This window comes from Devosia sp. Root105 (genome assembly GCF_001424865.1).
Taxonomy (GTDB): domain Bacteria; phylum Pseudomonadota; class Alphaproteobacteria; order Rhizobiales; family Devosiaceae; genus Devosia_A.
On the sequence record NZ_LMCR01000001.1, the window covers coordinates 304289 to 317033 of the forward strand.

At 66.1% G+C, this 12745-nt stretch carries 11 protein-coding genes and 1 pseudogene; 4 read left to right on the plus strand and 8 right to left on the minus strand.

The features are described from left to right. Positions 1-13: 13 nt before the first annotated feature. The 3 genes from ASC68_RS01450 to ASC68_RS01460 form a co-directional block, all read right to left on the minus strand. A complete protein-coding gene (locus tag ASC68_RS01450; RefSeq protein ID WP_055873667.1) occupies positions 14-772 on the minus strand; it encodes an SDR family oxidoreductase in 759 nt (252 codons plus the stop codon). Positions 773-872: 100 nt separating this feature from the next. After that, complete coding sequence (locus ASC68_RS01455) at positions 873-3050, minus strand: PBP1A family penicillin-binding protein (protein WP_055873670.1); 2178 nt, start codon at positions 3048-3050, stop codon at positions 873-875. Between the two features lie 207 nt (positions 3051-3257). Beyond that, a complete protein-coding gene (locus tag ASC68_RS01460; RefSeq protein ID WP_055873681.1) occupies positions 3258-4160 on the minus strand; it encodes an AraC family transcriptional regulator in 903 nt (300 codons plus the stop codon). A 188-nt stretch (positions 4161-4348) separates the two neighbouring features. Between ASC68_RS01460 and ASC68_RS29305 the strand changes: the two genes are divergently transcribed. The 3 genes and pseudogenes from ASC68_RS29305 (at position 4349) to ASC68_RS01470 (ending at position 5862) form a co-directional block, all read left to right on the plus strand. Next, positions 4349-4483: a hypothetical protein gene (locus ASC68_RS29305; protein ID WP_282569862.1), complete on the plus strand. Its 135-nt coding sequence runs from the start codon at positions 4349-4351 to the stop codon at positions 4481-4483. Between the two features lie 168 nt (positions 4484-4651). After that, positions 4652-4882, plus strand: a pseudogene (locus ASC68_RS01465) (Atu4866 domain-containing protein); the annotation flags it as partial. 218 nt (positions 4883-5100) lie between these two features. Continuing rightward, positions 5101-5862, plus strand: coding sequence for a nucleotidyltransferase domain-containing protein (locus tag ASC68_RS01470; RefSeq protein ID WP_055873687.1), 762 nt, complete (start codon positions 5101-5103; stop codon positions 5860-5862). A 3-nt stretch (positions 5863-5865) separates the two neighbouring features. Here ASC68_RS01470 and ASC68_RS01475 read toward each other — a convergent pair whose 3' ends face one another. The 4 genes from ASC68_RS01475 to dnaN form a co-directional block, all read right to left on the minus strand. After that, on the minus strand, positions 5866-6201 hold the full coding sequence (locus tag ASC68_RS01475; protein WP_055873690.1) for a hypothetical protein: 336 nt from the start codon (positions 6199-6201) through the stop codon (positions 5866-5868). Between the two features lie 60 nt (positions 6202-6261). Continuing rightward, positions 6262-8718 carry a DNA topoisomerase (ATP-hydrolyzing) subunit B gene (gene gyrB / locus ASC68_RS01480; protein WP_055873693.1) on the minus strand — a complete coding sequence of 819 codons (2457 nt, stop codon included), beginning with the start codon at positions 8716-8718 and terminating at the stop codon, positions 6262-6264. Between the two features lie 183 nt (positions 8719-8901). Then, positions 8902-10026, minus strand: coding sequence for a DNA replication/repair protein RecF (recF, locus tag ASC68_RS01485; RefSeq protein WP_055873694.1), 1125 nt, complete (start codon positions 10024-10026; stop codon positions 8902-8904). A gap of 84 nt (positions 10027-10110) precedes the next feature. Beyond that, complete coding sequence (gene dnaN, locus ASC68_RS01490; RefSeq protein WP_055873696.1) at positions 10111-11229, minus strand: DNA polymerase III subunit beta; 1119 nt, start codon at positions 11227-11229, stop codon at positions 10111-10113. A gap of 219 nt (positions 11230-11448) precedes the next feature. Here dnaN and ASC68_RS01495 point away from each other — a divergent pair, with 219 nt between their 5' ends. Next, entirely contained in the window at positions 11449-12513 is a 1065-nt protein-coding gene (locus ASC68_RS01495; protein WP_055873700.1) for a S66 peptidase family protein, read from the plus strand. A gap of 13 nt (positions 12514-12526) precedes the next feature. Here ASC68_RS01495 and ASC68_RS28535 read toward each other — a convergent pair whose 3' ends face one another. Then, positions 12527-12694 carry a hypothetical protein gene (locus ASC68_RS28535; RefSeq protein ID WP_156384483.1) on the minus strand — a complete coding sequence of 56 codons (168 nt, stop codon included), beginning with the start codon at positions 12692-12694 and terminating at the stop codon, positions 12527-12529. Positions 12695-12745: the final 51 nt, after the last annotated feature.

Consider the following 12745-nt stretch of genomic DNA (forward strand, 5'->3'; position numbering starts at 1 on the left):
GCCGATCCTTGGGTCAGGGCGCTGCTGCCCGTCCGCCGGTTACCGCGAGGGTCGTGCCGGTGACATAGGCCGCATCGTCGGAGAGCAGCCACAGGATGGCGCTCGCCACCTCCTCGGCGGTACCGACGCGGCCGAGCGGCACGCTGGGCGCCAGCTGCTGCGCCCGGTCGGGCACGCCGCCAGTGGCGTGGAATTCGGTGTCGATCACTCCGGGCCGGACACCGTTGACGCGGATGCCCTCCGCCGCCACTTCGAGGGCGAGGCCGACGGTGAAAGTATCGATGGCGCCTTTACTCGCCGCATAGTCGACATAAACACCAGGCGCCCCGAGCTTGGCGGCGGCCGAGCTGACATTGACGATGCCGCCGCCTTTGCCGCCGTGCCTGGTGGACATCCGCCTGACCGCGGCGCCGGCGCAGAGGATCGAGCCGGTGACGTTGACCGCGAAGATGCGGGCGATCCGTTCGGCATCCATCGCATCGACGCGTGAGGAGGTGGCGATGGTGCCGGCATTGTTCACCAGACCAGCGACGGGGCCCAGGCGGTCGGCGGCGCGGAAGATGTGCTCGACATCCTCGGCGATGCTGACATCGCCGCGCACCGCCACCGCTTCGCCGCCGCGCGAATGGATCTGGGCGCACACCGCCTCGGCGGCCGCGACATTGCCGGCATAGTTCACCACCACGCCATAGCCGCGCGCGGCGGCCAGCAGGCATACGGCCGCCCCGATGCCGCGGCTGCCGCCGGTGACGACAAGTACTTTATCGGACATGAGGTCCCTCCCTTGGGAGGCGACTGTACGGCGCGGGCCGCGAATGCAAAAGGCGGAACCTCATGTCCCGCCTTGCAACTTTGAGTAGATGTCGTCCGGGTCAGTTGCCGCCGAAGATGTCGCCGAGCAGGTCGACCAGGGTCCGGCGCGGGCGCTCGGCCTGCGGCTGTTCCATCGGCTGCAGCGGTTGCTGCTCGAGCCCAGGCTGGGTCATGGCGCCCGGCAGTTCGGCCACCGGAATGCCTTCGTGGGCCTTGGTCATGAACTGGCTCCAGATCTCGACCGGCACGTTGCCGCCGGAGAGCTTGGTGCCGACGTCGTCGTCGTTGCCGAGCCAGACCCCCGCCACCATGCGCGAGGTATAGCCAACGAACAGCGCGTCGCGGGCCTTCTGGCTGGTGCCGGTCTTGCCGGCCATCGGCCAGCCATTGAGCTGGGCCCGCTTGCCGGTGCCGATCTCGACTGCGGCATGCAGCATGTCGTTCATCTCGGCGACGATATTGGGCTCGATCACCCGGCCCGGACCGGCGGCCACCGCATCGTAGAGCACCTTGCCGTCGGCGGTTTCGATGCGGGTGATGACATTGGCGATGACGCCGATGCCGCCATTGGCGAACGGCGCATAGGCCGCGGTCAACTCGAGCAGCGAGACTTCCTGGGTGCCGAGGGCGATCGAAGGCACCGCCTGCAACGGCGAGGAAATGCCCATGCGCATCGCCGCTTCCACCACCTTGTCGGGGCCGACATCGTTGGCGAGCAGCGCCGAGACGGTGTTGCGCGACAGCGCCAGCGCCTGGCGCAGCGTCATGTCGCCGCCATACTTGCCGTCGGCGTTGGAGGGCTGCCAGCCATTGATATCGATCGGGCCGTCGGTGGCGATGGTATCGGGGGTATAGCCCTTCTCCATGCCGGCAAGATAGACGAACGGCTTGAAGGTCGAGCCGGGCTGGCGGCGCGCCGTGACGGCGCGGTTGTACTGGCTCGCCTGGTAATCGACGCCTCCGACCAGCGCCCGCACCGAGCCATCGACATCCATGGCGACGAGGGCGCCCTGGGTGAAGGCCTTGTCCTTGCCGTACTTGGCGACGGCTTCCTTGACCACGAACTCGGCCTCCTTCTGGAGATCCCAGTTGATGGTGGTGTGGACGATCACATCCTGCTTCACTTCGCCCAGATAGGCGGTCATCAGGCTTTCGACCCAGTCGGCGACATAGGATTCGCCGCCCACCACCTTGGTGCGCACCGTCTGGTTGGGGTCGATCGCTGCAGCCTTGCTCTCAGCCGGGGTGATGTAGCCTTCCTTGGCCATGGCGGCGAGCACCAGGCCCTGGCGGGTCTTCACCGCATCGGCATTGCCCTTGGGGTTGAGCCGCGAGGGTGCCTGCAGCGAACCGGCGAGCATCGCCGCTTCACCGAGCGACAGGTTGCGCGCCGATTTGCCGAAATAGCGCTGCGACGCAGCCTCGATGCCGTAGGACTCGTGGCCGAAGAACATGCGGTTGAGGTAGAGGTCGAGGATATCGTCCTTGGAATAGTTCTGCTCCAGCCACACGGCGAGCAAAGCCTCCTGCACCTTACGGCCGAGCGTCTGGTCGGGGGTGAGGAAGAGGTTCTTGGCCACCTGCTGGGTGATGGTCGAGGCGCCGCGGGTCACTTCACCCGCCTGCACGCTTTCGAGCGCCACCGAGACGAGGCCAACCACGTCGATGCCGAAATGGTCGTAAAAGCGCCGGTCTTCGATGGCGACGAAGGCAGCCGGTACATAATAGGGCAGTTCGCGCAGCGACACGGCCTCGCCGCCGGTCTTGCCGCGGTTGGAAATCAGCTGCCCATTGGCGGCGACGATGCGGATATTGGCGGCCCGGTCGGGCACCTTCCAGGTGTCGGCCGAAGGCAGCTGCACGGCGTAGTAGACCACCACCGCACCGGCGGCGAGGGCGCCCCAGATGCCGAGGATGAACAGCCACGAGATCAGCTTCCAGATGATCCCGAACAGCGTCAGCGGGCGGCGTTCACGCCGGCCGCGGGTCTTTTTCTGTTTGGGAGCACGGCCGCGTGGCGCCTTGCCCTTGGGCGCGCGTCCACCGCGTTCGCTGCGCTCGTCGTCGACATGGATGTCGCCGTCCGAAAAGCCCGGCTCGATCCGGGCGCCGCGCGCCAGCTTCTTGGCCGGCGCCGATCGCTCCGAACGCGTGCCCTTTTTGGGCGTGGCGCCGACGCGATCATCAGGCGAGACGTGAAAATCCATAAACAGGGCCCCGGCATTCTTCTTGCGCATGGCGTATGTCCGGCAGCCGGTTCCCTAACGAGGGGCGGTATGCAGACGCCATCGGGCATCCGACCGTCTCGCCAAGCCCAAGCCAACCCGAAAACCCGGGCCTTCGACCAGCGCGGTCCCCATCGCTATCCAAGTTAAATGTGGCCGGTTTATGTGGACTTAAGCGGGCTGACGAAGTGGTGTTGCCGCGTAGTTACAGCGTCCGGCTCAGCCGGCCGACAGCAGGTCGCCGGCTTTCAACCGAGCCACGTCCCGCAACGGCGGGGCACCGAAGGTGCGGGCGTATTCGCGGCTGAACTGGCTGGGGCTGTCATAGCCGACGCGGTGTCCGGCGGTCGCTGCGTCGAGTGCCTCGGACAGCATCAGCCGGCGGGCTTCCTGCAGGCGCAACTGCTTTTGGTATTGCAGCGGGCTCATCGCCGTCACCGCCTTGAAGTGGAGGTGCAGCGCCGAGGCGCTCATCCGCGCTTCGGCCGCTACCGTCTCGATGGCGAAGGCGTCGCGATAGTTCAGCTTGATCCAGCCGATGGCGCGGTTGACCTGCTGCAGCCGGCTCTCGGCCAGCGCGATCTGCTGGAGCTTGATCGCCTGGTCGGAGCGCAGCAGCCGGTAGAGGATTTCGCGCTTCACCATCGGGCCGAGCACCGCGAGATCCTCGGGCCGCTCCAGGAGCTTCACCAGCCGGATCGCCGCGTCGAGCAGGTCGGGCATGATCGGGCTCACCGTGACGCTCGGCTCGGCTTCGGCCGCCGCCGCCGCGGTGACGCCGCCGACCTCGATCAGCAGCGCGCCGATCTCGGCCGCATCGAGTTCGAGCTTCATGCAGAGATAGGGCGCCTCGGGCGTTGCCTCGACCACCTGGCCGATGACCGGCGTATCCACCGAGACGACGAGGAAGTTCGCCGCGTCATAGTTGAGCACGCGGTCGCCGGCGATCACCCGCTTCCTGCCCTGCGCCACGACGCAGAGCGCCGGGTGGTGTACGGCATGCATCGGCTCGGACGGATGCGAGATCCGCACCAGCGACAGGCCCTCGATCGGCGTTGCCTGAATACCATCGGTGGTCGCGAACTGTGCAATCAGGCCTTTGAGCTCATCCATGCGATCCATGGCCAATTCCTTCGTTCTCTTGTGCCGCCTACATAGCAGTTCGTGCGGGCGAGTCACGTCCGATCACGGAGTTTTGGAGGATTGTGCAATCACTCTGGAGGATCTGTCTACCGCCTCCACGGTGCTGTGCGCGATATAGCTGTCACCGCCAGACGCCACAAAGTCGGCGGCAGAAAGCGAGGACCCAAATGAACATCGATCTTTCCAACATCGCCCGGCGCCTGCAGCCCGCGGCCATCCTCGCCATCACCAGCAAGCTCTTGAAGCCGGTGAACACCCAGCCGCGCCGGCAGCGCCGCGAGCGGCGGAGCATGAATGGCTAAGCGGGGCATAATCGCGATGCTGGCCGGCCTGGCGCTGGTCGCCGCGCTCGCCTTCGTCGCCGCCACCACGCTCGGCCTGCGCTAGCGCTTTCGGGACTTTTTCCGTCCGAAAGCTAAAGCAAGCCGACCCACCTCCTCCAGCATGGAGATACACCAATGGGTACCAGACACGATTACACCGGCCTCTGGGTCACCGAAGACGGCGAGATCCGCCAGGCCCTCCTGCCCAACGGCCGTTACATCGAGGCGCGCGGCCACCTCGACGTTGCCTACCAGGGCAACTACCAGATCGTCGGCAACCACATCGAATACCAGGACGACACCGGCCTTGTGGCCGACGGCGATTTCATTGCCGGGGTGCTGCATCACGCCGGCATGGTGATGTACGCCCGCGACTGAACCTGCTGGCGGGGCCTTTGACGGCTCCGCCGGCCTCGACTAGGCTATGGCGCATGTACATGAACCGGCCAGCTTCGAGCACCTCTACCACCACCGCATCGCGGTGGTCGGTTGGCGCATGAACTAGCCCGTTCATCTGACTGCGCAGACCAACCCCGCCCGGATACGAGCGGGGTTTTTCTTTGTCCCGGCGTATCCCGACCCAAGGAGACACCGCCGTGAACGAGCAGAACAACATCGCCAGCCACGCACTCGCCGCAGCCGAGGCGGCTCTGGCCAGCCGATTCGCCGGAGCCGCCTGCGCCTTCGTCGCCGGATCGATCATGCGGGGCGAAGGCACCATCGGCTCCGACATCGACCTTGTCGTGCTGTTCCCGCGCCTCGAGCGGGCCTGGCGGGAATCGTTTGTCGCCGACGATTTTCCGATCGAGGCGTTCGTCCACGATCCCGAGACCCTTGCCTATTACCTCGACAAGGATATCGAGAGCGGCCGTCCGATCATGCTCGACATGGTGACCTCAGGCGTGGTCATCGGACCGCAGCGCCCGCTGGCCGAGCCGATCCGGGCCGCTGCGGCACGAGCTCTCGCCGCGGGGCCGCGCCCGCTGGATGGGCCCGCCTACGACACGATGCGCTACATGGCCAGCGACCTGATCGATGACCTGAGGGGGCGGCGGCCGCCAGCGGAAGTCGCGGCCATTGCCGCGCAGCTTCATCCGCGGCTGATCGATCTGATGCTGCTTGGGCGAGGCGCATGGACGGGCGCGGGCAAATGGGGTCCACGGCTGCTGCGGCGGCTCGACGGCCAGCTCGCGGACCGTTTCGATGCGGCGTTCCGGACTGCGGCTCTTGGGGATGGCGCTGCGCTGGTGGCGCTGGCCGAGGCAGAACTCGGCCGGCACGGTGGTCATTGCTTCGATGGCTACAAACAGCAGGCGCCGCTGGACGCGCGCATCCCGAGCGGCGCGCGAGACCCGTGAACCCTATTTCTGGTCCCAGCCGACGATCACGCCGTCTTCCAGCGTGACCTTGTCGCGGTAACGGTTGGCGGCCACCGGCCGGTATTTGAAGACCTGCTTGATCTTGGTCTTCATCACCTTTTCCTCGATCGAGGCCGGTTCGCCCCAGCTGTCGCGCAGCTGCTCGGCGGTCATCCCTTGCCAGATGGTTTTGCTCATCAGCGCATCGACCAGCTTCTCGTCGCCGCCGTATTTCTGCAGCAGCCGGCTGTAGCGGCTGCGTTTGGCCAGCGCGAAGGCGGCGAAACCCAGCACGGCAACGGCCACGACGATCAGGATGCCCGCGACGACCCATTCCATCGCAAGTTTCCTACGGGAGCGTGATCAGGACAGGAGGGCGATGCAACGCAGCGTCCTCCCTTACACGTCGAGATTGGCGACGCTCAGCGCGTTGTCCTGGATGAAGTCGCGACGCGGTTCGACCAGGTCGCCCATCAGGTTGGAGAACAGCCGGTCGTGATCGTCGCTTTCCTTGATCTGCACCTGCAGCAGGGTGCGGACGTTCGGATCGAGCGTCGTCTCCCACAGCTGGCCGGGGTTCATTTCGCCCAGGCCCTTATAGCGCTGCAGCGAGATGCCCTTGCGGCCGACGGTGTTGATGGCGCCGAACAGCGAGGACGGGCCGTAGATGTCAAAGCTCTGATCCTTGCGGGTGAGCTTGGCGACACCGCCATAGAGGTCGGACAGCTTGTCGACCGTGGCGCGGACCTTGCGGGCATCGGCACTGGCGAGCAGTTGGGCATCGATGGCGTGGCTTTCGGTGACGCCACGGATGGTGCGGGTGAACATCAGCCCGCCCTGGCCATCGGACACACCGCTCCAGCCGCGCTCGACCTCGTCGGCGAGCCGGTCGAGCCGGCGCACCACGCGTTCGATCACCGTCGCGGTACGGGCCGGATCGAGCAGCGCCTCGGCATCGAGGCCACCGACGATCGCCGCCTGTTCAATCAGCGAGCGGTTGTAGCGGGTGTTCACCCCCTCGATGGCGTGCACGATTTCGCGCGCCTGGCGGACGATCGAGAGCAGGTCCTCGCCGGCATGCTCGACCCCGTCCCGGGTCTTCAGCACGGCGTCGTCGGTGCCGGTGCCGATCAGGTAATCCTCGAGCGCCCGTTCGTCCTTGAGGTACTGCTCGGATGAGCCGCGCTTGATCTTATAGAGCGGCGGCTGGGCGATGTAGATGTGGCCGCGGTCGATCAGCTCGCGCATCTGCCGGTAGAAGAAGGTCAGCAGCAGGGTGCGGATATGGGCGCCGTCGACGTCGGCGTCCGTCATGATGATGATCTTGTGGTAGCGCAGCTTGTCCGGGTTGAACTCTTCGCGCCCGATCGAGGTGCCGAGCGCCATCACCAGGTTGCCGATCTGCTCGGAGCCCAGCATGCGGTCGAAGCGAGCCCGCTCGACGTTGAGGATCTTGCCGCGCAGCGGCAGCACGGCCTGGGTGTAGCGGTCGCGACCCTGCGAGGCGGAGCCACCGGCGGAATCACCCTCGACGAGGAAGATTTCCGACTTGGCGGGATCCTTCTCCGAGCAATCCTTGAGCTTGCCGGCGAGGAAGTTGACGTCGAGCGCCGACTTGCGACGGGTGAGTTCGCGCGCCTTGCGGGCGGCCTCGCGCGCCGCGGCGGCTTCCGCCACCTTGCCGACCACCGACTTGGCCTCGCCCGGGTGTTCTTCCAGCCACTGCTGCAGCTTGTCGTTGACGCCGTTCTCGACCACCGGACGGACTTCGGACGAGACCAGCTTGTCCTTGGTCTGGCTCGAGAATTTCGGATCCGGCACCTTTACCGAGAGCACGCAGGTCAGCCCTTCGCGGATGTCGTCACCCGAGACCTCGACCTTCTCGCGCTTCAGGATGCCGCTCTCCTCGGCATATTTGGTGACCTGCCGGGTCAGCGCCGCACGCAGGCCCGCCAGGTGCGTGCCGCCATCGCGCTGCGGGATGTTGTTGGTGAAGCACAGCACGTTCTCGTGGTAGCTGTCGTTCCACCACATCGCCACTTCAACGGTGATGCCGTCCCGCTCCGACGCCAGCATGATCGGCGCACTGATCAGCGGGGTCTTGGCGTTATCGAGATAGCGCACGAAGGCCTCGAGACCGCCTTCATAGTGGAGCTCGATCTCCACCGGCTCGGGATGGCGCAGGTCCTTGAGGATGATGCGGACGCCGGAATTAAGGAAGGCGAGCTCGCGCAGCCGGTGCTCCAGCGTCTTGAAGTCGAACTCCACCATGGTGAAGGTTTCGGTCGAGGGCAGGAAGGTGACCAGCGTGCCCGAACGGCCTTCATAGGTGCCCGGCTGGTGGTTGGGCACATAGGTGCCGACCTGCTGCAGCGGCGCCACCGCGTTGCCGTGCGAGAACTCCATCTCGTGGATCTCGCCGTCGCGACGGATATTGAGCTTCAGCGACACCGACAGCGCGTTGACCACCGAAACGCCGACGCCGTGCAGGCCACCCGACACCTTGTAGGAATTCTGGTCGAACTTCCCGCCGGCATGCAGCTGGGTCATGATGACCTCGGCGGCCGAGACGCCCTCTTCGGCGTGGATACCGGTGGGGATGCCGCGGCCATTATCGTTAACCGAGACCGAGCCTTCGGCATTGAGCGTCACGGTCACGAGGTCGGCATGGCCTGCCAGCGCCTCGTCGATGGCGTTATCGACCACCTCATAGACCATGTGATGCAGGCCCGAGCCGTCATCGGTGTCACCGATATACATGCCAGGGCGTTTGCGCACCGCATCGAGGCCCTTCAGGACCTTGATGGAATCGGCGCCATATTCGTTCGGATCGGAGGGGGTCTCGGAGGTGCTCAAGGGGGTCCCGAATCAGGTCAGCAGGTCCGCTGGAATCGGTCTAGCGGATCGGGTGCTCATACCCAAGGGAAATGGCTATTTTTAGCCCGTTTTACAAGGCTTAGGGCTGGGTTGTGGATGGGTTCGGTGGGCAGGCCGCCTGGTTAGGCCGGCGGCTGTGGACCCCCACCGGCCCGTCGACAGTCACGGCTCCCGACTGAGGCGTCCGTCCTTGACGATCACCCGCTGTGCGCCATCGGCCAGCGCCTCGAACAGCATGGGGTCGGTGCCGGTCATGAAGCACTGGGTGCCGAGGCCGTCGAGCGCGGCGAACAGGGCGGCGCGGCGGCCGGGGTCAAGATGCGCCGCCACCTCGTCGAGCAGCAGGAACGGCGCAATGCCGGCCGAGCGCTTGACCAGCCGGGCATGGGCGAGGATCAGCCCGATCAGCAGCGCCTTCTGCTCGCCCGTGGAGCCGAGCGCCGCGGGCATAGCCTTTTGCGCGTGGCGCACTTCGAGGTCGATGCGATGCGGGCCAACCAGGGTGCGTCCCGCGGCGCGATCGAGGTTGCGGTTCGAACGCCACAGTGCCCGCAGGTCCGCTTCGAGCGAGGCCGATGACTGGGCCTCGTGCCGGTCCTCGAACAGCGGCGTCAGCGCCAGCTGGGCCGCGGGAAAGTTGGCCTCGTCGACCCCCGCCGCGATCAGCGCCTGCAACTCGCCGAGGCTGTCGGTGCGCGCGAAATGCACGGCCGCCGCCGCAGCCGCCATCTGCGCTTCGACGGCATCGATCCAGATCGGGTCGGCATCCTCGTCGAGCAGCCGGTTGCGCTGCCGCATGGTCTTTTCGAAGTCCGACACCTCAGCCGAGTGGCCAGGGATGAGCGTCGTCACCAGCCGGTCGAGGAAGCGCCGGCGCTCGCTGGCCGGGCCGGTGAACAGCCCATCCATCGCCGGGGTCAGCCAAAGCACGCGCAGGTAGGCGCTCATCTCCTCGATGGTGCGGGCGTTGGCGCCATTGATGCGCACCCGTCGGCCGCCTTCCGGGCCACCGGCACCGGTGCCGATATCGACCGGCCCTTGCGGCGTTTCGACCGTCGCCGCCACCGCCCAGAGCCCATCCGAGCCCTGCGCCGCCACCTCTTCAAATGGCGCGCCACGCAGGCCGCGACCGGGCGACAGCAGCGAAACGGCTTCCATGAGGTTGGTCTTGCCCGCGCCGTTCGAGCCGACCAGCACCAGGTGCCGGCCGTCGAGATCGAGCGCCGCCGACGCATAGTTGCGGAAGTGGGAGAGGCGAAGCCGGGAGATGTGGCGGGAGGGGTGCATCAGCGAATAGTGAGTAGCGAATAGCGAACAGGGAAAGAACCCCTTATTCGCTACTCGTTATTGGCTGTTCGCTCGGCGCGCCGCCTACACCCGCATCGGCATCAGCACATAGAGCGCCTTGGCGTCGCCGTCCTCGCGCACCAGGGTGGGCGAGCCGGCGTCGTTGAAGAGGAACACGGCGTTTTCCGAGCGGATCTGGCTGATGATGTCGAGCAGGTAGCGGGCGTTGAAGCCGATTTCGAAGCTCTCGGGCTCGAACTCGACGGCCAGCTCTTCGCTCGCCGTGCCATGGTCTGGGTTGGTGACGGATAGCTCGAGCTGGCCTTCCTTCATCGACAGCTTCACCGCCTTGCCACCGCGATCGGACGCGATGGTCGAGACGCGATCCACCGCCGTGGCGAAGGTCTGCTTGTCGACGTTCATCTGCTTGTCGTTGTTCTTGGGCGTCACCCGGTCGTAGTCGGGGAAGGTGCCCTCGATCAGCTTCGAAAGCAGCACCACGCCGCCGAGGGTAAAGCGGATCTTGGTATCGGAGAGTTCGACCTCGACCTCGCCTTCGGCGCCTTCGAGGAGCTTTTGCACTTCCGACACGGTCTTTTTCGGCACGATGATGCCCGGCATGCCCTTGGCGCCATCAGGCGCATCGGACTCGGCGCGCGCCATGCGGTGGCCGTCGGTGGCGACGGCGCGCAGCGTCGGGGTGCCGCCGACATCCAGCATGTGCATGTAGATGCCGTTGAGATAGTAGCGCGTCTCCTCGTTGGAGATGGCGAACTGGGTGCGTTCGATCAGTTCGCGCAGGATCGGCGCGGCAACCGGGAAGGTATGGGTGAAGGTGCCGGACTTCAGGTCCGGGAAGCTGTCGGGCGACAGGCACGCCAGGTGGAAGCGCGAGCGGCCGGAGGTCACCAGCAGCTGCTCCGTGCCCTCGTTCTCGAGCCGCACTTCGGCGCCGTCCGAGAGCTTCCTGACAATTTCATAGAGGGTGTGTGCGGGCACCGTGGTGGTGCCGGCCTGGCCGACCATCGCCGGCACGCTCTCGGTGACCTCGATGTCGAGGTCGGTGGCGCGCAGGTCGAGCTTGCCGTCGGAGGCCTTGAGCAGCACGTTGGCGAGGATGGGGTAAGTATTGCGGCGCTCCACCACCCGGTGGACGTGCCCCAGCGACTTGAGCAGATGGTTGCGCTCGAGAGTGACTTTCATAAACCCAAAACCCCTACCCCAGACAGTCCGTGCCCGGCCAAAATCCGGTCAAAACCATGCGGAAACCGGGCTGCGACATTACAATTCAAGGGACAAAAGGCAAGGGACAGGCCGAAGCGTGGTGTCGCGTTCCACGGAAATCCCGTCCGGCCGGTCGAAGTGATGGCCCACGGCGCCACGAGAAGCTATCAGAACCCTCAAGAAACGGCAGGAACCCAAATGACTGGTGACCACAAGGGAGCGCTGATCAAGCCCCGCCGGCTCGGGGCCGGAGACCGGATCGCGGCGGTCAGTCCGTCCTGGGGTGGTCCCGGAGCCGTTCCCGCGCGCTATGCGGCCGGCAAACGCCAGTTCGAACAAAGCTTCGGCATCGAGCTGGTTGAGATGGCGCACACGCTGGCGCCGGCCGACTGGGTGCGGGCCAACCCGAAGGCCCGGGCCGAGGACCTGATGGCGGCCTTCGCCGATCCTGATATTGCGGGGATCGTCGCCAGCATCGGCGGCGACGACGCCATCCGGCTGGTCCCCTATCTCGACCTCGAGGTGATCCGTCGCAACCCCAAGGTGTTCATCGGCTTTTCCGATACCACGAGCCTCCACCTCGCCTGCTATGCCGCCGGCGTCACCTCGTTCTACGGCCCCAGCCTGATGGCAGGCTTTGCCGAGAATGGCGGCATGCACCGCTTCACTGCCGAGGGGGTGCGGAAGGCGCTGTTCGAAGTCGAGCCGATCGGCCTCGTCACCCCGAATGAAGAGGGCTGGAGCGCCGAACGGACCGACTGGAACGACCCGGCCGTGCAGGCGCAACCTCGCCGACTGCACCCGGCCGACCCGCCACGCCTGCTGCAGGGCAGCGGCATCGCATCGGGCCGGCTGCTCGGCGGCTGCGCGGAAGTGCTGGAGATGGCGAAGGGCACCGCCTGGTGGCCGCCGCTCGGCGCCTGGGATGGGGCGATCCTGTTTTATGAAACGTCCGAGGATGCACCTGACCCCGGCTTCATCCGCTACTGGCTGCGTAACTTCGCGGCGCAGGGCATCCTGGGGCGGCTCAGCGGCATGCTGCTGGCGCGCCCCGACCCCGGCAATGACGCGACCTATGGCGCCCGGCTCGAAGCCGCGGTCATCGAGACGCTGGCTGAGGAAGGGCTCGCTGAGTTGCCGGTGCTGTCGGGCCTCGATTTCGGCCACACCCAGCCGATGCTGACCTTGCCCTACGGCGCCATGGCCCAGATCGACTGCGCGGCCGCAACGCTCACGATCAGCGAATCCGCTGTCACGCCGTAGGGTGGGGTGGTGCTCACCGATCGCCGTTGAGGGCCCGTTCCATGGCCTCAAGGCGCCGTTCGGCGTCTTCGGCATCGAGGCGCACCAGCATCTCGTGCCAGGCCCGGTCAGGCGGCAGCGGCTGGGGTTCAGGACGCGCCCCGAGATCGAGGCGCTTCAGACCTTTTCTGATCCGCAGCAACAGCCGCGGAGTTCTACGCGATGTCGGCAACGCTACTAACCTACTAAGAGA